The organism is Dorea amylophila (assembly GCF_025567265.1).
Taxonomy (GTDB): Bacteria; Bacillota; Clostridia; order Lachnospirales; family Lachnospiraceae; genus Dorea_A; species Dorea_A amylophila.
Window position 1 is genome coordinate 38832 of the sequence record NZ_JAOQJW010000025.1, and the last position, 23321, is coordinate 62152.

The 23321-nt window shown below is 40.5% G+C and carries 20 protein-coding genes; 17 read left to right on the forward strand and 3 right to left on the reverse strand.

All coding sequences use genetic code 11. The features are described 5' to 3' along the window. The first annotated feature begins 5 nt into the window (after positions 1-5). The 5 genes from ftsY (at position 6) to OCV72_RS14220 (ending at position 5677) form a co-directional block, all read left to right on the forward strand. The gene (ftsY, locus tag OCV72_RS14200) at positions 6-959 is read left to right on the forward strand and encodes a signal recognition particle-docking protein FtsY (RefSeq protein ID WP_028086214.1); all 954 of its coding nucleotides are present in this window, start codon (positions 6-8) and stop codon (positions 957-959) included. Between the two features lie 21 nt (positions 960-980). Next, entirely contained in the window at positions 981-2195 is a 1215-nt protein-coding gene (gene ilvA / locus OCV72_RS14205; RefSeq protein WP_028086215.1) for a threonine ammonia-lyase, read from the forward strand. A gap of 184 nt (positions 2196-2379) precedes the next feature. After that, on the forward strand, positions 2380-3771 hold the full coding sequence (locus tag OCV72_RS14210; protein ID WP_055284494.1) for a beta/alpha barrel domain-containing protein: 1392 nt from the start codon (positions 2380-2382) through the stop codon (positions 3769-3771). Positions 3772-3784: 13 nt separating this feature from the next. Then, positions 3785-4438, forward strand: coding sequence for a GntR family transcriptional regulator (locus OCV72_RS14215; protein ID WP_055284496.1), 654 nt, complete (start codon positions 3785-3787; stop codon positions 4436-4438). Positions 4439-4477: 39 nt separating this feature from the next. Then, on the forward strand, positions 4478-5677 hold the full coding sequence (locus OCV72_RS14220; protein WP_055284498.1) for an NADP-dependent isocitrate dehydrogenase: 1200 nt from the start codon (positions 4478-4480) through the stop codon (positions 5675-5677). Positions 5678-5777: 100 nt separating this feature from the next. On the opposite strand, the gene OCV72_RS14225 is transcribed toward OCV72_RS14220, so the two are convergent. Beyond that, the gene (locus OCV72_RS14225) at positions 5778-7712 is read right to left on the reverse strand and encodes an ABC-F family ATP-binding cassette domain-containing protein (protein WP_055284501.1); all 1935 of its coding nucleotides are present in this window, start codon (positions 7710-7712) and stop codon (positions 5778-5780) included. 165 nt (positions 7713-7877) lie between these two features. On the opposite strand from OCV72_RS14225, the gene OCV72_RS14230 reads away from it, so the two are divergent. From OCV72_RS14230 to OCV72_RS14275, 10 genes are all read left to right on the forward strand, one after another. Continuing rightward, positions 7878-8519 (forward strand): redox-sensing transcriptional repressor Rex, encoded by a 642-nt coding sequence (locus tag OCV72_RS14230; protein WP_028086220.1) that lies wholly within the window; start codon positions 7878-7880, stop codon positions 8517-8519. Between the two features lie 94 nt (positions 8520-8613). After that, positions 8614-10131: an NAD(P)H-hydrate dehydratase gene (locus OCV72_RS14235; RefSeq protein WP_242859270.1), complete on the forward strand. Its 1518-nt coding sequence runs from the start codon at positions 8614-8616 to the stop codon at positions 10129-10131. 2 nt (positions 10132-10133) lie between these two features. Next, positions 10134-11297, forward strand: a complete 1164-nt coding sequence (gene alr, locus OCV72_RS14240; protein WP_028086222.1) for an alanine racemase — start codon at positions 10134-10136, stop codon at positions 11295-11297. Between the two features lie 88 nt (positions 11298-11385). After that, the gene (locus tag OCV72_RS14245) at positions 11386-11733 is read left to right on the forward strand and encodes a type II toxin-antitoxin system PemK/MazF family toxin (protein WP_055284503.1); all 348 of its coding nucleotides are present in this window, start codon (positions 11386-11388) and stop codon (positions 11731-11733) included. A gap of 24 nt (positions 11734-11757) precedes the next feature. After that, entirely contained in the window at positions 11758-12549 is a 792-nt protein-coding gene (locus tag OCV72_RS14250; protein ID WP_055284505.1) for a hemolysin family protein, read from the forward strand. Between the two features lie 74 nt (positions 12550-12623). Then, positions 12624-13355, forward strand: coding sequence for a YebC/PmpR family DNA-binding transcriptional regulator (locus tag OCV72_RS14255; protein WP_055284507.1), 732 nt, complete (start codon positions 12624-12626; stop codon positions 13353-13355). A 49-nt stretch (positions 13356-13404) separates the two neighbouring features. Beyond that, complete coding sequence (locus tag OCV72_RS14260; RefSeq protein ID WP_055284509.1) at positions 13405-14115, forward strand: ClpP family protease; 711 nt, start codon at positions 13405-13407, stop codon at positions 14113-14115. 63 nt (positions 14116-14178) lie between these two features. Beyond that, complete coding sequence (locus tag OCV72_RS14265; protein ID WP_081021083.1) at positions 14179-16710, forward strand: FtsK/SpoIIIE family DNA translocase; 2532 nt, start codon at positions 14179-14181, stop codon at positions 16708-16710. A 33-nt stretch (positions 16711-16743) separates the two neighbouring features. Next, positions 16744-17985 (forward strand): chitobiase/beta-hexosaminidase C-terminal domain-containing protein, encoded by a 1242-nt coding sequence (locus OCV72_RS14270; RefSeq protein WP_055284511.1) that lies wholly within the window; start codon positions 16744-16746, stop codon positions 17983-17985. 34 nt (positions 17986-18019) lie between these two features. After that, the gene (locus OCV72_RS14275) at positions 18020-18427 is read left to right on the forward strand and encodes a DUF3592 domain-containing protein (protein ID WP_055284514.1); all 408 of its coding nucleotides are present in this window, start codon (positions 18020-18022) and stop codon (positions 18425-18427) included. Positions 18428-19523: 1096 nt separating this feature from the next. Here OCV72_RS14275 and OCV72_RS14280 read toward each other — a convergent pair. Further along, positions 19524-20213 (reverse strand): hypothetical protein, encoded by a 690-nt coding sequence (locus tag OCV72_RS14280; RefSeq protein WP_055284520.1) that lies wholly within the window; start codon positions 20211-20213, stop codon positions 19524-19526. Between the two features lie 4 nt (positions 20214-20217). Beyond that, positions 20218-20544: a PadR family transcriptional regulator gene (locus OCV72_RS14285; protein ID WP_055284522.1), complete on the reverse strand. Its 327-nt coding sequence runs from the start codon at positions 20542-20544 to the stop codon at positions 20218-20220. A gap of 174 nt (positions 20545-20718) precedes the next feature. On the opposite strand from OCV72_RS14285, the gene OCV72_RS14290 reads away from it, so the two are divergent. Both OCV72_RS14290 and OCV72_RS14295 read left to right on the forward strand, forming a co-directional pair. Further along, positions 20719-22674, forward strand: a complete 1956-nt coding sequence (locus OCV72_RS14290; RefSeq protein ID WP_055284524.1) for an ABC transporter permease — start codon at positions 20719-20721, stop codon at positions 22672-22674. A gap of 3 nt (positions 22675-22677) precedes the next feature. Continuing rightward, positions 22678-23321: ABC transporter ATP-binding protein (locus tag OCV72_RS14295; protein WP_055284526.1), on the forward strand; the 644-nt coding region annotated here is incomplete at its 3' end.

The following is a 23321-nucleotide window of genomic DNA, read 5'->3' on the forward strand; positions in this document are numbered from 1 at the left end:
AAGGTATGGGATTTTTTGAAAAACTGGTTGCCGGTCTTGGCAAGACCAGAGATAATATTGTATCAGGAATGGACAGCATCTTTCACGGATTCTCCCGTATCGATGATGACTTTTACGAGGAATTGGAGGAAGTACTGATCATGGGAGACCTTGGTGTACAGGCAACCTATGATATTCTGGATGATCTGAAAGCAAAGGTAAAAGAAAAACACATCAAAGAACCGATGGAGTGCCGGGAACTTCTGATTGAAAGTATCAAAGAACAGATGGATATCGGGGAAACGGCATATGAATTTGAAAACCATACATCCGTAGTGATGGTGATCGGTGTCAATGGTGTGGGAAAGACTACAACGATCGGAAAGCTGGCCGGAAAACTCCGCGCAGAGGATAAGAAAGTGGTAATTGCAGCGGCTGATACATTCCGTGCTGCAGCAGGAGAACAGTTAAAAGAATGGGCGAACCGTTCGCAGGCTGAGCTGATCGGCGGACAGGAAGGCTCTGACCCGGCATCGGTAGTGTTTGATGCTGTTGCGGCAGCAAAAGCACGGCACGCAGATGTATTAATGATAGATACAGCCGGTCGTCTGCATAATAAAAAGAATCTGATGGAAGAACTCAGAAAGATGAATAAGATCATCGACCGGGAATTTCCTGAGGCATACAGAGAGACGCTGGTGGTTCTGGATGCAACAACAGGGCAGAATGCTCTGCAGCAGGCAAAAGAATTCAACGATGTGGCAGAAATTACAGGAATTGTTCTGACAAAGATGGACGGAACCGCAAAAGGCGGTATCGCAGTTGCAATCCATGCAGAACTTGGCGTTCCGGTAAAATATATCGGTGTAGGAGAGACCATTGATGATCTGCAGAAATTTGATGCGGATGATTTCGTGAATGCGTTATTCGAAAGACCAAAAGATGATGAGACTTCAGAAGAGGTTTCAGAAAACAAATAAGAGGAAGAGAGGAAATACGAGATGTTAACATTAGAAAAATTCAAGCAGGCGAGTGAAATCGTAAAAGAAGTAACCCTTCCAACCAAGCTGGTATACAGTGAATATTTAAGCAACCAGACAGGTGCAGAAGTATATCTGAAACCAGAAAATATGCAGTACACGGGTGCTTACAAAGTACGTGGCGCATATTATAAAATCAGCACAATGAGCGAAGAAAACAGAAAGAAAGGTCTTGTTACAGCATCGGCCGGTAACCATGCACAGGGCGTAGCATATGCAGCAAAAAAATTTGGCTGCAAAGCAACGGTCGTTATGCCGACAGTTACCCCACTGATCAAAGTTAACCGTACCAAGAGTTATGGTGCAGAAGTTGTATTACACGGGGATGTCTATGATGATGCCTGCGCATATGCGATGAAATTAGCAGAAGAAAACGGATATACGTTTGTCCATCCGTTCGATGATCTGGATGTCGCAACCGGACAGGGCAGTATCGCTATGGAAATCTTTGATGAACTTCCGGATGTAGATTATATCCTCGCACCGATAGGTGGCGGCGGACTGATTACAGGTGTATCTACACTTACAAAACTTCTGAATCCAAATGTAAAAGTAATCGGTGTAGAACCGGCAGCTGCTGCAAGTATGACAGAAGCATTAAAGGAAAGACATCCTGTAACACTTTCCAGTGCAAACACCATCGCAGATGGTACTGCTGTGAAACGTGTAGGAGAGAAGATATTCCCATACGCAGAGAAAAATATTGATGAAGTGATCACTGTTGCAGATGATGATCTGATTGGGGCATTCCTCGATGTAGTAGAAAATCATAAGATGATAGTAGAAAATTCCGGACTTCTGACGGTGGCAGCCCTCAGACAGCTTGATTTGAAAGGAAAGAAAGTCGTATCTATCTTAAGCGGCGGAAATATGGATGTGATCACAATGTCGTCAATCGTACAGCATGGATTGATACAGCGAGACAGAATCTTCTCTGTATCGGTACTGCTTCCTGACAAACCAGGTGAACTGGTACGTGTTGCATCTACGATTGCCAAAGCAAACGGTAATGTAATCAAACTGGAACACAACCAGTTTGTAAGTACCAACCGAAACGCAGCAGTAGAACTTCGAATCACACTGGAAGCCTTCGGAACCGAACACAAGCATCAGATTATGAAAGCGTTAGAAGACGAAGGCTTAAGTCCTAGAGAAGTCAATGCCAAGCTTTATTAATATGATACCAGAGAACTTTTTCAGCGACTATTCAAAAAATGATTATGGAAATCCCATAATCATTTTTTTTGAATAAATATCCATAATAATACTTGACAACACATGTATCATTGTATACAATTATACATGTTGAATTTAGTACTTTACTACGAAAAATTATTTTTAGAAAGCAGGCGATGAAAGAATGGAAAACAGGAAAGTATACCTGGATAATCATACAAATTTATTGCAACTGGAAGAACACATGTACCCGTTGGTAGATGTAAAGACGCCGAATGTGTTTCGTAATCTGTTCCATTATGATGAGATTCCGAAAATCGCATTCAATGACCGAATTGTTCCGCATTGTATGCCGGATGAAATCTGGATTACAGATACAACATTCCGGGATGGTCAACAGTCACGTGCCCCATACAGTACGGAGCAGATCGTAACATTATATGATTATTTCCATCGTCTGGGTGGTCCAAAAGGAAAGATCAGACAGTGCGAATTCTTTCTTTACAGTAAAAAAGACAGAGATGCTGTATACAAATGTATGGAAAGAGATTATAAATTTCCGGAAGTAACAAGTTGGATCCGCGCAAGCAAGAAAGATTTTCAACTGGTAAAAGAGATTGGAATGAAAGAAACAGGTATTCTAGTGAGCTGTTCGGACTATCATATTTTCTATAAATTAAAAATGACCAGACGTGAGGCAATGGAGCATTATCTGTCTATTGTAAGGGAATGCCTTGAGACAGGAATCAGTCCGAGATGTCATCTGGAAGATATCACCCGTTCCGACATCTACGGATTCGTGATCCCGTTCTGCCTGGAACTGATGAAACTGATGGATGAGTATAAGATTCCGGTTAAGATACGTGTCTGTGATACGATGGGATATGGAGTAAATTATCCGGGAGCAGTAATTCCAAGATCTATTCCGGGAATTATCTATGGTCTGCGTGTACATGCAGGTGTTCCGAGTGAACTGATCGAATTCCACGGACACAATGATTTCTACAAAGCAGTCAGCAACTCTTCAACCGCATGGTTATATGGTGCTTGTGGCGTAAACTGTTCGCTTTTCGGAATCGGGGAACGTACCGGCAATACACCACTGGAAGCGATGGTATTCGAATATGCACAGCTTCGCGGTACACTGGATGGCATGGATACAACAGTCATCACAGAGATGGCAGATTATTATGAAAAAGAGATTGGTTACCGGGTTCCTTCCAGGACACCATTCGTTGGCAAGAACTTTAATGTGACCAGAGCCGGAATCCATGCAGATGGACTCTTGAAAAACGAAGAGATTTATAATGTATTCGATACCGATAAATTCCTGAACCGTCCGCCGCTTGTGGCAATTTCCAATACTTCGGGACTTGCAGGTATTGCCCACTGGATCAATACATATTTTAAGCTTCCGGATGATAAGAAAGTGGATAAGAATTCAGAACTGGTAAACGCAGTAAAAGACTGGGTAGATGAACAGTACGAAGAAGGACGTGTAACCGTTCTTACAGATGATGAGCTGATCGCAGTTATTGATCAGAACTGCAAAAGACTGGGTATAGATTTGATTTAATTGGGGTGTTTTTATGGAAGAATATCAGGACAGATCCTTACGAGGAAGAGTGTTCCGGCATCTGCGGGAAGATATTCTGAATGGGGTATATAAAGATCATGAAGAATTAAGGGAAGTAACAATCGGTGAAGAACTGGGGGTAAGCAGAACACCGGTAAGAGAAGCCTTAAGACAATTGGAGTTAGAAGGACTGGTTACGATCATTCCGAATAAAGGTGCATATGTGACAGCCATTACCAGAAAAGATGTGAAAGATATCTATAAGATACGTTCGCAACTGGAAGGGCTGTGTGCCAACTGGGCAACAAAATATATTACGGACGCGCAGATTGAAGAACTGGAAGAAGTGATTCTTCTGTCAGAATTTCATTTACATAAGAAAGGATCCGGACAGATTGAACAGATGTCAGAAATGGATGGTAAGTTTCATAAGATATTGTATGAGGCATCCAACAGCAGGATCCTGGAACATGTATTGACAGATTTTCACAAGTATGTACAGCTTGCAAGGACGATGTCGATTGAAGCACCGGAGCGTGCCGAAAAGTCAATAGAAGAACACCGAGAAATACTGGAGGCAATCAAGGCAAAAGATGCGGCAAAAGCAGAACAGCTTGCAAACGAACATATATTACATGTGATGGAAAATCTGCATCTGGAAGAATAATGAAAGATGCCGCGAACAGATAGAAAGGAGACAAACATCATGGCAAAAATTAAAATGACAACACCAATCGTAGAGATGGACGGGGACGAAATGACAAGAATCCTCTGGAAGATGATCAAAGAAGACCTTCTGGAGCCATATATTGAACTGAACACAGAATATTATGATCTGGGTCTGGAGCACAGAAATGAGACGAATGATCAGGTGACTATCGATGCAGCCAATGCGACCAAGAAATATAAAGTAGCCGTAAAATGTGCAACCATCACACCAAATGCAGCACGTATGACAGAGTATGATCTGAAAGAAATGTGGAAGAGCCCGAACGGAACGATCCGTGCAATACTGGACGGAACAGTATTCCGTGCACCGATCGTTGTAAAAGGAATTGAGCCATGTGTAAAGAACTGGAAAAAACCAATCACTATTGCAAGACATGCATATGGAGATGTATATAAAAATACAGAGATGAAGATTCCTGGACCTGGAAAAGTAGAACTGGTATACACGGCAGAAGACGGCACAGAGACCAGAGAACTGGTACACAACTATGCAGGACCGGGTGTTGCACAGGGAATGCATAACTTATGCGGATCTATTGAAAGCTTTGCGAGAAGCTGCTTTAATTATGCATTGGATACAAAGCAGGATCTGTGGTTCGCAACAAAAGATACGATCTCTAAGAAGTATGACCATACATTCAAAGATATTTTCCAGGAAATCTTTGACAAAGATTATGCCGAGAAGTTCAAAGAAGCCGGAATTACATATTTCTATACTTTGATCGATGATGCGGTTGCAAGAGTTATGAAATCAGAAGGTGGATATATCTGGGCATGTAAGAACTATGACGGAGATGTAATGAGTGATATGGTTTCTTCCGCATTTGGTTCTCTTGCAATGATGACATCTGTTCTGGTATCACCGGACGGAAATTATGAATATGAGGCAGCTCATGGAACGGTACAACGTCATTATTACAAGCATCTGAAAGGGGAAGAGACTTCTACAAACTCTGTAGCTACAATTTTTGCATGGACAGGTGCTCTCAGAAAACGTGGTGAGATGGATGGAAATTCCGAATTGACAGCGTTCGCAGATAAGCTTGAAAAAGCAACCATCGATACCATTGAAGAAGGTAAGATGACAAAAGACCTGGCATTGATCACGACACTGGAAAATCCAACTGTATTGAACAGCGAGGGATTTATTAAGGCAATTGCCGAGAAATTAAAGTAGATAATATATGACAAAAACACCATACAATGTGAAAATTTCCGAATGAATTTGACGGATCACAGTGTATGGTGTTTTTATGTATGAATGAACAGCGTATAAATTAAGCGTCTTCCGCTAATTCCTCCCATTTCATATATAATTCTTCTAATTCTTCCGCTATGGTGGCTTTTTCTTTTGCCAATTCCTGGCATTTTACAGAGTTGGTGAAGATTTCTTCCTGAACCATCAGGGCATCAATCTCACCGTCGCGGTCTTCCAGTTCACCGATACGTTCTTCCGTTTTTTTAAGCTCATTCTGACGTTTGCGGAGTCTTGCCTGGGCTTCCTTTTGCTCCTGCCAGCTGAGTTTTGACTCGGATACATTCTTGTCTGTACTGTTATCTGAAACGGATGAAGATGTAGAAGCTGCTCCGGCATATGCGGTAGTGAGTTCTTCTTTTTTCTCCAGATAATAGTCATAATTTCCGATATAATTTACAAATGTATGATTGACAAGATCTAGAATCCGTGAAGCGGTCTGATTGATGAAATAACGGTCATGAGAGACATAAAGTACGGTGCCGGTATAATCATTCAAAGCATTCTCAAGGATTTCTTTGGATGCGATGTCCAAATGGTTGGTCGGCTCGTCGAGGATCAGGAAATTTGCTTCAGAGAGCATCAGTTTCGCAAGAGATACACGTCCGCGTTCCCCACCGCTCAAAGAACTGATCTGTTTGAAGACATCATCACCGGTAAAAAGAAATGCTGCAAGCACATTCCGGATTTCCGTATTCGTAAGAGTCGGATAATCATCGGAAATCTCGTCAAAAATTGTTTTCTCCATATGAAGGACATGATGTTCCTGATCGTAGTAGCCGATCTTAACATTGGAGCCAAGTGTATAAGTACCGGAATCGGCAGATACCACACGGTTTAAAATCTTAAGAAGCGTAGTCTTTCCTGTCCCGTTATCACCGATTACTGCAACATGTTCACCTCGTTTGATCTCAAGATTAACGTCTGTAAAAAGCTCCTGTCCGGGGAAAGATTTGCTTAAATGTTCAACAGTCAGGACATCATTGCCGCTTACACAGGATGGTTCCAGTTTCAGATGTATATCTGTATTAACTTCTATCGGTTTTTCGATAGTCTGCATCTTTTCCAACATCTTTTCACGGCTTTCGGCACGTTTGATGGATTTTTCACGGTTGAAAGAACGAAGCTTTTCGATAACTGCCTCCTGATGCTTGATTTCCTGCTGCTGGTTAAGATACTCCTTCAGGCGTATGTCGCGAAGCTGCTGCTTCTTTGCTGCATAGTCACTGTAGTTTCCCATATAAGTACGAAGTTCTCCAAGCTCGATTTCAAGAACTTTCGTGACAACTTTGTTCAAAAAATAACGGTCGTGAGACACGATCAGCACAGCTCCCTGGTAGTTTAGAAGATAGGTTTCAAGCCATGCAATGGAATTCAGATCCAGATGGTTGGTTGGCTCATCAAGAAGCAAAATGTCTGGTTTCGTTAACAGAAGCTTGCCAAGAGATACACGGGTTTTCTGTCCTCCGGAGAGAGTGTCGACCGGTTTGGTGAAATCATTTTCCGTAAATCCAAGTCCTTTTAACACACCGGTAATCTCACTTTCGCAAGAATAGCCATTCTCACGTTCAAAAGTGGCCATAAGGCGATTGTAAGTTTCCAGACGGTCGTTCAGAGCGTCACCGGAGAGATGCTTAAGTTCCATCTCAATCTCGCGGATACGGCGCTCCATAGCGATTATATCGGCCTTTGCGGTGCGGACTTCTTCATAGATCGTATTACCGCTTTGCATCTCCTGATGCTGGGCAAGATAGCCAAGCGTCTTACCTTTTGTCAGAATGACGTTGCCGTCATCCGGGGCTGATTCGCCTACAATCATTTTGAGCAGAGTAGACTTACCGGCACCGTTCGGTCCGACAAGAGCTGCTTTTTCGTGATCTTCTATATGGAAGGATCCATCTCTGACGATGAGGTGTTCACCGAAAGATTTCTGGATCCCGTGACATGCTAATATCATATATTTCCTCCTGCGTTGTGGATAATTGATACATTCGTATTCGTAAAATGCATTTGCACATGCTATTTTATTATAACGGAAATTGTATAAAATTCAACAATAGTTTGACAATAATCTTTCAATTTTATATAATTATTTCAGACTATGATTGGAAGGGTGAATATAGTGGAAGAAAGAGAGATTTCTCGTGCAGTCATTCGTAGATTGCCGAGGTATTACAGATATTTGGGTGAACTGCTGGAAAATGGTGTAGAGCGTATATCTTCGAACGATCTGAGTAAGCGTATGAAGGTGACTGCATCACAGATTCGTCAGGATCTGAATAACTTTGGCGGATTCGGCCAGCAGGGATATGGTTATAACGTAAAGTATTTATATACAGAGATCGGAAAAATTTTAGGATTGGAAGAAGATCATAATATCATTATCATCGGTGCCGGTAATCTTGGACAGGCACTGGCAAATTATGCAGCTTTTGAGAACCGTGGATTTATCCTGAAGGGAATCTTTGATGTAAATCCAAGACTTCAGGGTGTCTCTATCCGAGGCGTACCGATCCGCATGATGGATGACCTGAAAGCATTTGTACAGAACAATAATATTGATATTGCAGTGCTGACGATTCCAAAAGAGAAAGCAATTGAAGTGGCGAATATGCTGGTTGATAACGGAGTGCGTGCAATTTGGAACTTTGCGCACACAGATCTGAATCTTCCAGATAATATTGTTGTCGAGAATGTACATCTGTCAGAAAGCCTGATGCAGCTGTCATACAATATCAGTCGTTACAAAGAGGATCATAAGTAAATTATTATAAAAGAAAAAGGCGTGTAGGAGTAGTCCGGAAGATGGACATATTTTTACACGTTCTTTTGTTGCGGTAAGTATAAAGCAGGACTTGATGGGAGATGATTGGATGCAGCTTTGGGTGAATGCAGCACAGATGAAAGCAGCAGATCAGTATACAATTCAAAAATTAGGGGTTCCTTCCCTGGAATTGATGGAACATGCGGCGCAGGCGTGTGTACAGGTATTAGAAGATGAAAAGGTTGATCTTTCGCATGTCTGTGTTGTCTGTGGTTCGGGTAATAATGGAGGGGACGGTTTCGCAATTGCCCGCATTTTACAAAATAACAGATACTCCGTAGAGACATTTTGTGTGGGAAACCCGGAACATTATACCGAGGAAACACAGGAACAGATGCACCGCTTACAGGAATGCGGCGGGAAGATTACTTATGGAATGCCGCAGGAAGACTCCTATAGTGTGGTCATAGATGCTGTCTTTGGAGTGGGGTTGAGTCGTAAAGTAGAGGGCAGATATCGTCAGGTGATCGAACAGATGAACCGGATGAGGGGAACAAAATTTGCGGTAGATATCCCGTCCGGACTTTCTGCCACAACAGGCTGTATCCTGGGCTGCGCTTTCAAAGCGGACTATACAGTGACATTCCAGTTAAAAAAGATTGGTCTGGAACTGTCACAGGGCAGAACTATGGCCGGCAGGGTTATCGTGCCGGATATCGGCATTTCTACAGATTCTATCTGTGAGGATCAGGAAATAGTCCGGACAGCCGGAAAAGATATCTATCGGAAGATGCTGCCGGACAGACCGGAAGATTCAAATAAAGGCACGTACGGAAGACTCCTCGTGATAGCCGGAAGCAAAGGAATGGCCGGGGCCGCTTATCTGAATGCGCATGCCGCTTACATGACAGGAGCAGGACTGGTGAGAATATACACTTCCTCAGATAATCGGGAAATCTTACAGACACTCCTTCCGGAAGCAATTGTCACAACATATGAGGAATATAATAAAGAAGAACTGTTATCACTTCTTACATGGGCAGATAGCGTATGTATCGGTTCGGGCCTTGGAATGAGCAGGCTTTCCGAAAAAATATTAAAAACTGTGATTGAATATGTAAAAGTACCGTGTCTGATCGATGCAGACGGACTGAATCTTCTTGCAGAAAATAAAAATTATCTGAATCAGATGGCCGAGCGCAGATTTGTGATCACACCGCATATGAAAGAAATGTCAAGACTTACAGGCACTCCTGTAGAGGAACTGAAAGCAGACAGGATCCAGATCCTGAAAGATTTTATTTCAAGATACCGGATTACCTGTGTACTGAAAGATTCGAGAACTCTGATCGCAAGCGAAGAGAAAGGTATACGTATGAACCTTACCGGGAACAGTGCGATGGCAAAAGCCGGATCGGGAGATGTTCTCGCCGGCGTGATCTCCGGATGGATGGTGCAGGAAAAAGAAGCGGAAGATGCTGCAGAATTAGGCACATATATACATGGATTGTCCGGTGACCTTGCAAAATTTGAAAAAGGCGTATATAGTGTAATGGCGAGAGATCTGATAGAATATATCAGTAAAGCATTAATGAAACTGGAGGAAGAATAACAGTGAAGCAATATACAAGAGTTTTAGCCAGAGTCAATTTAGATGCGGTTGAATATAATATAGAAATGATGAAAAAAAATATTCATAAGAATACCCAGATGATGGCAGTCATCAAAATGGATGGTTATGGGCACGGGGCTGTCCAGATCGCAAAACTTTTGGAGCCGATGGATTACATCTGGGGATATGCCGTTGCCACATTGGACGAGGCGATACTGATCAAGGATGCATGCCTGAAAAAGCCAGTACTGGTACTGGGATGCATTTTCCCTGATCAGTGGGATGTAATGATCCGTAACGAGATACGTATGACCGTTTACAGCTATGAGATGGCAAAAGAAGTATCTGAGCTTGCCGAAGCTATGGGATGTAACGTCTATGTCCATATTAAGCTTGATACAGGAATGGCAAGACTTGGTTTCCAGATTACGAAGGAAAATGCAGATGAGATCGCCAGAATCAGCAAGCTGCCGAATCTGGTAATGGAAGGTATGTTCACGCATTTTGCCAAATCCGATGAAGAAGATAAGACATTTACAAAAGAACAGTTGGAGAAATACCTCTGGATGAAAGAGGAATTGAAAAAGCGTAACGTTACATTCACGTATTATCATTGTTCCAACAGTGCCGGCATCATTGATCTGGAAGAAGCCAATATGGATATTGTGCGTGCGGGAATTACAACATATGGAATGTATCCGTCCGATGAGGTGGAAAAAGATAAAGTACCATTAAAACCTGCAATGGAACTGATCAGCCATGTTGCACATGTAAAATGGCTGACGGAAGGAAAGCCGGTAAGTTATGGAGGAACTTATATCACAACACGTCCGACAAAGGTGGCGACGATTCCGGTCGGATACGGAGACGGGTATCCAAGAAGTCTGTCCAATAAAGGCTACGTCCTGATCCACGGACAAAAAGCACCGATCATCGGTCGTGTATGCATGGATCAGTTCATGGTTGATGTAACGGCAATTGAAGATGTAGAATTCGGAGATAAGGTTGTCATCTTCGGACGTGATGGAAAAGAGTTCCTTTCTGTTGATAAACTGGGAGAACTTTCCGGTAGATTTAATTATGAATTTGTGTGTGTGTTAAATAAACGTATTCCGAGAGAATACATCCGGCATGGAGAAGTCGTAGAACAGGTCGACAGTTTTTAAATGGCCGTGTGTTCTTGAAATTTTGCAGAATACATCCGAGAAAAAGGGAAATACTTAGTATATCTTAAGAATCGGAGTGTGAAGCAAGGTGCAGGTGAAACGAGGAGATATTTATTATGCGGATTTAAGTCCGGTAGTCGGATCGGAACAGGGTGGAATTCGTCCAGTCCTGATCATACAGAATGATGTTGGCAACAGGCATAGCCCGACCGTCATCTGTGCGGCGATCACCTCAAGGATGAACAAAGCAAAATTACCGACACATGTGGAAATTGACGCAAGAAGGTATCATATTGTCAGAAATTCCGTGGTTTTACTGGAACAGATCCGTACGATCGATAAGCAGAGACTTAAGGATCTGGTATGTCATCTGGACGAAGAGATAATGAACAAGGTTGATGAAGCAATTCGAATCAGTTTCGAGCTTCATACATAGAGAAGGAGTTAAGGATAATTAATTATGGAAGAGGGAAGTTTATTCCAACGAATGAAACAGATATTTCACGAAGATGAAATGGACGAAGAGATGCAGAAAGAAGCGGCAGGTCTGATCCGCAATATTTTCCGTTATATGGATAAGGATGCAAAGGATATTATGACCCACCGAAAAAATATTGTAGCAATCGATGGAGACTGGTCACTGGAAGAGGCTTTGCAATTCATGCTGGATGAACGCTTTTCAAGATTTCCGGTCTATCAGGAAGATATCGATGAGATCATCGGGATCATTCATCTGAGAGATGCAACGTCCGGCTATCTGGACAAGTCAAAACGGCAATGTCCGGTAAAAAATCTGGAGGAATACCTCCGTCCGGTTACATATATTCCTGAAACAAAGAGCATTGATACTCTTTTCAAAGAAATGCAGGCGGCTAAAAATCATATGGTCGTTGTGCTGGACGAATACGGACAGACTTCCGGCCTTGTCGCAATGGAAGATATCCTGGAAGAGATCGTCGGAAATATTCTGGATGAATATGATGAAGAAGACGAAATGATCAAAAAACAGAATGACGGAAGTATGATTGTCAATGGTCTGACTGAACTGGAGGATCTGGAAGATCTGATTCCGGTAACATTTGACAAAGAAGATTATGAGACACTGAATGGATTTCTGATCGATAAACTGGAACACATCCCCGGAGAAGACGAAACCTGTGTTGTTGACTATGACGGCTATCGTTTCACGGTATTACAGATCGATAATAATATAATTCAGACAGTTAAGATTGAAAAAGTTTTCGAAGCGTGATAGAATAGACAACGTGTGTAATAATACAATTTTAAAAAAAGATAAAAACAAATAGATAAAGAGAGGTAAAAGACATGTCAGGACATTCAAAATTTGCCAATATTAAGCATAAGAAAGAGAAAAATGATGCTGCAAAAGGAAAGATTTTTACAAAGATCGGTAAAGAGATTGCAGTAGCTGTAAAAGAAGGCGGAAGTTCTGATCCTTCTAACAACAGCAGATTACGTGACGTAATTGCAAAAGCAAAATCTAATAACATGCCGAATGATACCATCGAAAGAAATATCAAACGTGCATCCGGAGATATGAGTGCGGCAAACTATGAGCACATTACATACGAAGGCTATGGACCGAACGGTACAGCTATCATCGTAGAGACTCTTACAGATAACAAGAACCGTACAGCATCTAACGTAAAGAACGCATTTACAAAGGGAAACGGTAATGTAGGAACACCTGGATGTGTATCATTCATGTTCGATAAGAAAGGTCAGATCGTAATCGATAAAGAAGAATACGAAGGCGATGCCGATGAGCTGATGATGCAGGTACTCGATGCAGGAGCCGAAGATTTTGTAGAAGAGGAAGACAGCTTTGAAGTATTGACTGATCCGGACGATTTTAGTGCAGTCCGTCTTGCAATGGAAGAAGCAGGAATTCCTATGGCATCTGCTGAAGTAACAATGATTCCTCAGACATATGTAGAACTGACAGACGCAAAAGATATCGCCAATATTCAGAAAACTCTGGATATGCTGGATGATGACGATGACGTTCAGGATGTATATCATAACTGGGATGAATAAAAAGAATCCGATACCTCCATACTAAGAAAAAAGTATGGAGGTATTTTTTATGAGTGAAGAGAAAAAGGAAAAAGAAAAAAGTGCGGAACCGACTGAAGAACTGAAAGAAACAGGAAGCGCCAATCTTGAGAACAGCAGGGACAGCCACCGGATCAAATTACTTACTATTGTAGGAGAGATTGAAGGCCATGAAGCAGTATCGGGAAACACCAAGGCAACCAAATACGAGCACTTACTTCCTTTGCTTGCGGAAGTCGAAGACAGCAATGAGATCGACGGATTACTAATTCTTCTGAATACACTTGGCGGCGATGTGGAAGCAGGACTCTCCATTGCAGAAATGATCGCCTCACTCAGTAAACCGTCTGTGTCACTGGTTCTTGGAGGAAGTCATTCCATCGGAGGCCCGCTTGCCGTATCTGCGGACTATTCCTTTATTGTGCCAAGCGGGACAATGATCATTCATCCGGTGCGCTCGAACGGGATGTTTATCGGTGTGCAGCAAAGCCTGGATAATATGCTGAGAACACAGGACAGGATCACCAGATTCCTGGCAGATCACTCGTCTATGACACAGGAGCGGATCGAGACCCTGATGTTAAATCCGACAGAACTGGTAAAAGATGTCGGGACATTGCTGGAAGGAAAAGATGCGGTACACGAAGGACTCATCAATGAAGTCGGCGGATTAAAAGACGCATTGAATAAATTGCACGAAATGATCAATGAAAGAAATAAAAAAAAGAACGAAAATGTGTAATGACATCAAAACCCCTAAATGCTATAATTATAATTAGTATTGCCATCATAAGGGGGAGTTGTAATGGCAGCAAAGTCTACCAAAAGTAAAACAACTGGAAAAAAGACGAATACGATAGCAAAAAAGCCGTCTTCGAATAAAAAAACAACAAGAAAAGCAACGAAAAAAACAACCGGGAAAAGAAAAACTGCCGGCCGGAAATCAACCGGAAACGGTAATAGTTTTCTGATAGATGAGATTCTGATCTGGACAACTCTTGCAGTCAGCATTATTCTTCTGATCAGTAATTTTGGCATTGCAGGATTCTTAGGAGATGCGATATCTGGATTTTTATGGAATGTCTTTGGTGTTGCAGCCTATGTGATCCCTTTTATCCTGTTCGGACTTGTATCATTTCTGATATCGAATAAAGACAACCGCAATGCATATGTCAAGAGTCTGATCGGCGTGATCCTTCTGATCCTTGCAGAAGTATTGTTACACCTTATCGATGACATGGGCGGCAAGATCGGAAAATCTGTAGCATCTGTTCTGACACCTGCAATCGGTGTGGCAGGAACTTATGTTATTACGATCATCTTTATGATTATTTGTCTCGTCATTATCACCGGAAAGTCAGCATTAAGAGGTGTAAAGGCCGGCAGTGATAAGGCATATGCGAGAGCAAGAGAAGATGCCAGACGGCACAAAGAACTTGCAGAAGAACGAAAACGCGAACGCATGGAACAGCGGACGCAACGTGAAAGAGAACGGGCAGAAGCGGAAGCTTCCGGCACGGAAAAACGAAGAGACAAACATGTAGAAGGGGTTTCCTTTGATACCTCTATTGCGAAGAAATCACCGGAAGTAAGAGAACTTCCGATCGATCCAAAGACAGCGAAAGGACCGGAAAAACCGGAATTTGTCATTCACCGTGCGGATCCGGAACCGGAAGCATCTGATACGGCAGATACAGGAACGGAACCTGTTAAAAACGCTGCAGAATCTGCAGCAGGTACAGCACCGGAAGAAAAACCAACGCGGCGGAAAAATCCTAAGATGGGTGCTGCAGGAATGGCAGATGAAGTTGCGGATGTTGCAGCCAGTGTTGCAGCCGATTCTACAAAACCGAAAAAGGCATACAAATGCCCGCCGTTATCACTGCTTCAGCACGGAAAACGCGGCGGCGGTGAATCAGATGCACATTTGCGTGAAACAGCTATGAAGTTACAGCAGACACTGGAAAACTTTGGTGTAAATGTAACGATTACGAATGTAAGCTGTGGTCCGTCTGTCACCAGATATGAATTACAGCCGGAAATGGGTGTTAAGGTCAGCAAGATCGTCGGACTTGCCGATGATATCAAGCTGAATCTTGCAGCCGCAGATATCCGTATTGAGGCTCCGATCCCCGGAAAAGCAGCAGTAGGAATCGAAGTCCCGAATAAAGAGAACAGCGCAGTTATGCTGCGTGACCTTCTGGAATCACCGGAATTCCAGAACAGCCCTTCCAAGATATCATTTGCCGTCGGTAAAGATATCGGAGGAAAGACAGTCGTTGCGGATATTGCAAAGATGCCGCATGTCCTGATCGCCGGTGCGACCGGTTCCGGAAAATCCGTATGTATCAACACCCTGATCATGAGTGTGTTATACAAAGCGGATCCCGATGAAGTAAAACTGATCATGATCGATCCGAAGGTCGTAGAGCTGAGCGTCTATAACGGCATTCCACATCTGCTGATTCCGGTTGTCACCGACCCGAAAAAAGCGGCAGGTGCACTGAACTGGGCAGTGGGAGAGATGTCCAGACGTTATCAGGCATTTGCCAAATATAACGTCCGCGATATGAAGGGATATAATGAGAAGATCAAAAGCCTCGGCGTGCAGACAGAAGAGGGAGAAAAGCTGGATCCGATGCCGCAGATCATTATCATCGTTGACGAGCTTGCCGATCTGATGATGGTTGCTCCGGGAGATGTGGAAGAAGCCATCTGCCGTCTGGCACAGCTTGCCAGAGCAGCCGGAATCCATCTGGTGCTCGCAACACAGAGACCATCTGTGAATGTCATCACCGGATTGATCAAAGCAAATATGCCTTCCAGAATCGCATTTTCCGTATCATCGGGAGTCGATTCCAGAACGATCATTGATATGAACGGGGCAGAAAAGCTTCTCGGAAAAGGTGATATGCTGTTCTATCCATCCGGATATCAGAAACCGGCCAGGGTGCAGGGTTCCTTTGTGACGGATAAGGAAGTACAGCAGGTTGTGGAATATCTGTGTGAACACAACGGAGATGTTACATATAATCAGGAAATAGAGACTCACATGAATACGGTTCCGACCGGCAATCCACTTGGCGGAGCAGGCGGAAATGATGATAATGAAAATGATGCATATTTTGCAGATGCAGGAAGACTGATTATCGAAAAAGAAAAAGCATCCATCGGAATGTTACAACGGGCTTTTAAGATAGGATTTAACCGTGCGGCAAGAATTATGGATCAGTTATGTGAGGCAGGAGCTGTCGGACCGGAAGAGGGGACAAAACCTCGGAAAGTTCTGATGTCTTCTGAAGAATTTGAACAATATTTGAATGAGAAAAATGGATAAAAGATAGTATTCACAGTAGGAGGATGGCATAAGATGAGATGTAGGTATTGTGGTCAGAGAATACCTGAAGGGGAATTGTATTGCAGACATTGCGGAAAAGAGGTCCGCATTGTTCCGGACTACAACCCATTAGATGATATGCTTACAGCACAGATCAAAGGTGCAATAGATGGTGATGAAGATATATACAATGACTCATATACGACACGTTCAACCCGAAATAGAAATAATAGAAATGCGGGAAGAACTGCAGGAGCAGCAAGAAATGCTTCCGGCCGCAATCGGAACACCAGCCATAGTGGCGGCCGGCAGATGAGCGAAGAAGAACGCAGGCGTAGAAACCGTGAACGTGCAAGACAGAAAGCAAGACGTAAGAAAAAGAAAAAACGCGCTTTATTACTTGCCATGTTTTTGCTTCTGATCATAGCTGTGGTCGGCGTATTTGCTTATCTGACATCGTATATCGGTGCAGTGAACAAAGGAAATCGGGCGCTTGGCCGGAATGACTATACGACCGCCGAGGACAGCTTCCGCAACGCACTGGCAAAAGATGATACCAGACCGGAAGCCTATACCGGCCTTTCCAAGGTATATCAGGCACAGGACAATGCAGATAAAGCAGAACGTTTATTTACATCTGCACTGAAAAAGCAGGGGGAGAATATAGAATTATACCGTGCATGTATCAAATTCTATATTCGTTCTGATCAGAAAGAGAAGATTCCGGAACTTCTGGATGAAGCTGATTCTTCGATATCAGACGCACTTCCGGAATATATAGTAAAAACTCCGAAATTCAGTCTGGATGACGGAGAAGATTATGATGATGTCCAGCAGTTAAAGCTGACGGCAGCATCCGGATGTAAAATTTATTACACAAAGAATAAGAAAAAACCAACAACAGGAAGCCACAAGTATACCGGACCGATCCAGATTGAAGAAGGTGACACAACTATCTATGCAATTGCGGTAAATAAAGCCGGCATTCCAAGTCTCCCTGTAAGGAAATCATATACCGTAGAACTTCCAATTGAGGATGCACCGGCAGTATCTCCGTCAACCGGACAGTACAGCAGTGCCCAGGAGATTGAGATTAAAGTACCGGATGGATATACGGCATATTATACAACCGACAAGTCAGAACCGACAACTTCATCCACGAAATACACCGGACCGGTAGAGATGCCGGAAGGCGAGACTATCTTTAAGGCAGTGCTTGTCAATGCCAAGGGAAGAGTCAGTGGAATTACGACCAGAAATTATGTATTGAATTAGTGTCATACAGAAAGATGACAAGAGAGGCATATATATGGAACCTGGATTAGCTTTCACATTATGCGGGTTGGGAATTTGTTTTCTGATACCGGCCTTTATCTTAGGATTTATTAACAGGAGTAAAACAACGAGATGCTCAGTTACAACAGTTGCAACAGTGAAGGATATTTTGGCTAAAAATTCCGGAGACAGTCTGAGTTTCTATCCATTATACGAGTACGAAGTTAACAATGTCCTATATACGAATACTGGTGCATATCTATCACATCATGTCCCACAGAAGGGGGCAAAAATCGAGATACGATATAATCCAGACAATCCAAAGAAGTCGTATATTCCGGGCTACGATACCAAAGTATATAAGTTATTAAGCATTATATTCAGTGTGATTGGTATGATTCCAATGCTTGTTTGTGCCATCATATTCTTTGCAATTAATTAAGTTATTGCAGTCGGTTGATTTTATTAAAAGATGGAGTGATACTGAAAGATTTGAAGAATAGCGGGAATCAGGATGCATTTTATCAGGAAATTCTCGGAAAAGCGAAAGAGTTGTAGAAGATTCACAAAAATTGAGCATTTCTAAATTACATATTGAAAACAGATATCAGGCATGTTATTCTATCAACACGCAGATGAATTCTAACATCTGCACATATACAAATCATGTGTTATCATATTTGTAAGGATAAAGGGTTCTTCTTTACAGGAATAGTATCTGTACAAGAGAGGAGAACTGCTTATGAAGCAAAAAGATTTCTGAATACCAGGGGCAAACATCCGGAGCTGGTGTCACCAGAGTTAATAGAACTTTTGAAATATATGGAACACAGCACGGATGAAATATCAGAGGCATGTGAAAGTAAACGGATTCAAGAAATCTCAAAATGAACCATAAGTAGCTGTTTACATATTAATCAAACGGAAATACATTATTGATGAACATAAGTATGAAGAACTAATAGTGGAAATTCTCTATGTTAAGAAAAGCTAAAGGGAATGGTTATGGATTATAAACGATTAATGAAAAACTATTTGTATTTATTATTTTGTAGTATTATAATGACACTGATATTTGGATATGTGTATATAAATCATTTTTTTAGTTTTATTGTACTCATTGGTTTTACATGTAGCTTTAGTTCAACTATTGAATTAATATCATTAATCATTATAACTCATAAGGAGAATAAAAAATAGTAGACGTGTTTGCATAAAGTTTATTATAATAATACCAACAGGCAACTTGAGTGTCTGTTAAGCGAAGAAGTAAGGTGTTGTGCCAGAGGATAATGCCTTGCGAGTTTTATAAGGGTTTGGCATTTACCACAATCTGGCTAGAGAATGCAGACTCTCAAAAGAAAATGCCAGAGGCTCTGTTTTATACAGGGTCTTTCTTTTTGACTAAATTGCATGAAAGCAATTCGCGAGGGCTTGCCCAGTAGGAAAAGAGAGAAACTGATCATAATCTTTGATAAAAAAGTCAGGTTGATTATATTTAATCTTCCTGACTTTTCTATATAATTAGCTAATATTTTCTATATATCATTAAAAGCATACTCTCGTGGCAGATTCCTCTTTGCACCGATAATGTACAGAATTGCCGGCATATAACAGGAAAAAAAGATAATAACCTGCATAAGAAGCGGAAGCTTATAATTAAAATGTCCTACAGACGCTCCAGCATTAAAAATCATATAAAGAGTAGCCACGATATCAAAGATAACTGCCGTTACCAACAAAATCTTTCCATTATTAACAAGCTGTGCAGACTTTTCGGTTGTGCCACAATCACGTTCAGCGATATTTCCAAATGATAAAGATAGCAAAAAGAAAGTAAGACCAATTGCTGCAACAAATAATACAAGTAATCCGGTTTGTGCAAGTTCGGACGGAATTATAATTGTATAAAATAATGCAAGTAATAGGATTAGTGAAAAAAATGCTGTTCCAAGAATTCCTGTTAATTGATAATAAATTCCGGCACCTTTTAACAGATAGCGACCACCTGGAGCCTTGCGGCCACCGATAGAGTAAAGCAATTCATCACAAAATTCAGTTGGGGTCATGTCCAAAACATCTTCAAAATCTTCTCCACGTTTTTCAGCTTCAAGAGCCATTCCGGTAAGATCCCGTTCAAGTTGCTTAATTTCAGAATCTGATAAAGGAAATGTACGAATATGGCGTATCATTTGCCGTATGATTCTTTGATCTTTTTTATTTAACATGATTTTATACCTCCGTATCAAATATCTGGTTTACAGATTGGGATATCTGCTTCCAGTTTGTTTTAAATTCGTTCAAATATTCTACTCCATCTGGTGTAATGGAATAATATTTCCTACTTGGACCCAGTGGAGAAGGGCGCATCTCAGAGGTAATAATTCCTTTTTTTTCAAGACGAACCAATAATGGATAAATGGTTCCTTCTTTTATATCTTTAAATCCATAACCCAGAAGAGTTGTAACAATTTCATAACCATAAGATGTATTTTTGGATAATATTTTTAAAATACATCCTTCTAATGTTCCACGCATTAATTGAGATTTATCATACATTGCATCACCTGATATTTTCTAATCTATTTATCAATATTATAACATAGCCAGAAAACATGACAATAGATAAGTAATCGAATTGACAATAACTACTATGTGGTGTAAAGTAGAACTATACTATTATGTGGAGCAAAGTAGCTAGTTGCAGATTACAACATGGAGAGGGGAATGTAGATGTTAACAAAAATAATCTATAAAAATTTTCGAAGTAATTTAAAGAATTATATTTTGTTTTTCTTGAGTAATATTGTTGCAATTATGGAGCTGTTTGTATTTTATGGAATTCGTTCGATTATTAAAAATTCGATTACAGATAAAGTTACAGCAGAAGCATTAAAAACAGATTTTCAAATTGCAGTAGGTATTATTGCTGTAATTACATTGATGTTAATGTTTTATGCTATGAAATGTTATATCAAACTTAGAATTAAAGATTATAGCATGTTTCTTATATTAGGAATGAAGAAAAAAGCTGTCAGCCTTTTATTATTATTTGAATATTGTATTGGTTGTGTTATTTCTCTTATTTTGGGGATTGGAACAGGAAGAATTCTTCTTTATATCATCCAGAGATTATTAGTAAAGTATTATCCTCAATATATACGGATGTATGTGTTAAGATATCAAATTTATAAAAATGTATGCTTGGGAAGTATCTCAATCATGATATTGGTATTTGTTGTATTGCTGATATGGTTAGATGGACGAAGTCTTGGAATGCTCATGGCAGAAGATAAAAAGAATGAGAAAAGACCTATAAGTTATATGTGGATTATATTGGCAGTTATTGGAATTGTCTTGATGATGGCCGGCATAATTTTATATTGCGGTTCAGACACGCAATATTTGTACGCACATGGTGTTTTATTGATGGGATTAATATTGGCAGTAGTTTTTGGACTTGCATTATTCTTGAATTTGCTTAAAAAATGCAAGAATTTTTATTATCGATATATGCTGGATCTGAATCAATTATATAGCAGATATCTGAACCATATGATTTTATTGATACTTCTTATTGTGGTTCATTTCTTCTCATTGTCGTACCTTGTTGTACAAACGGCTGAACTATTGCCGCTTGATCAATATAGAAACCAATATCCTTATGACATGATCTGGATAACAGAAAAGGGCAATAAAGAATACGCAAAAAAATTAGCTTCTACATATAATGGAACATTAACCGAGGTACCTATGATGCGTGTATCCACATATTATGGGGCAAATCATATTGGAATTTCAGAGAAAACGTATAGAAAGCTTTCAAAATCGCCGGCGTTAAATTTAAAAGAAAATCAAATAGCCGTTAGAATAGAGAATTCTGATGAAAAACAAGAAGACATCAAAGATTCTGCTTATTGGGAAGGATATAGTACATTATATGCAGGTAAATATTTTGGAAAACAAGATTCAGATACACTAATTGATGTAAAGAAAAATAAAGATATACATTTCAATATACAATCAATTTGTACACAAACAGTACTTGGAAAATATTCAACGGACGGATGGCATGAAAATATTATTGTATTTTCCGATGAGTATTTTAATAAACAATGGAATGCAAGTCTGAAGAATGATAATGCGTCTGAATTGGAATTATTTACTTTCCCAACAACAAGACGTGAACAGGTTTGTCAAAAATTAAAACAATATAACAAAAAATCTAATTATCATGAAATTGGAAAATTGCAGAATAACCTTTATATAACAGACCAATATTTAAAAAGTCAAAAAATGAGAGCATTGTTTAGTATGTCTAGTAAAATTTTTTTGATAATTGCATTAATTTTAAGTGGTTTTTTTATTATGAGCCTGAAAACATTGACGGAGTTTCCTGCTCTGCAAAAAAGATATGAATTCTTTAAGTGTATGGGAATGCGGGAGAATCAATTGAAATGGAACACATTCTTTGAAATTAAAATATTAGGACGAATTGCAGAGAGTGTTAGTTTAGTAACTGGAATTCTTTATGTAGGAGCATTCATTCATAAGCAAAAACTGGCTGGTGGAATATCAAATGTTTTTTTCAAATATTGGATTATATTAGTCGTTAGTTATATTTTACTTAATGAAATTATTCAAGAGATCTTCGCGAGATATATTTTAAGAAAATTGAAGGAGAATTAAAAGATGAGAACAAATGTATTAGAAGTTGAAAATTTAATAAGAAATTATAGAAAATCCGTAATAAAAGAAAGCGAAGAAGATGTAAAGGTTTTAAAAGGAATCAGCTTTCAAGTTACAGAAGGTGAATTCGTTGGAATCATGGGTAAATCCGGATGTGGTAAAACAACTTTGCTTAAGACACTCGGAATGATTGATAAACCGACGGATGGAACAATTAAATTTATGGGAGAAGATACCGGTGAACTGTACGGGGACAAGCTTGCGGATATCCGGAACAGCAGGATAGGATTTATTTTTCAGGACTTTTATCTGATGGACAGCCTATCAGTGGAAGAGAATATTATGCTGCCGATGATCATAAGCAAACAGAATATTAATAAAATGATTGCAGAAGCAAAGAAATATGCAGAACAATTTCAGATAGAATATCTGTTAAAGAAGAATCCATATGAATTATCTGGCGGTGAAAAGCAGAGAGTTGCCATATGTCGTGCTTTGATCAACAATCCAGGTTTAATCCTTGCAGATGAGCCAACTGGAAATTTGGACTCAAAGTCAGGAAAAATTGTAATTGATGCATTGAATAAGATTTCATCGGAATATAAGAAGACGATTGTCATGGTAACACATGATCCGCAGATGGCAAG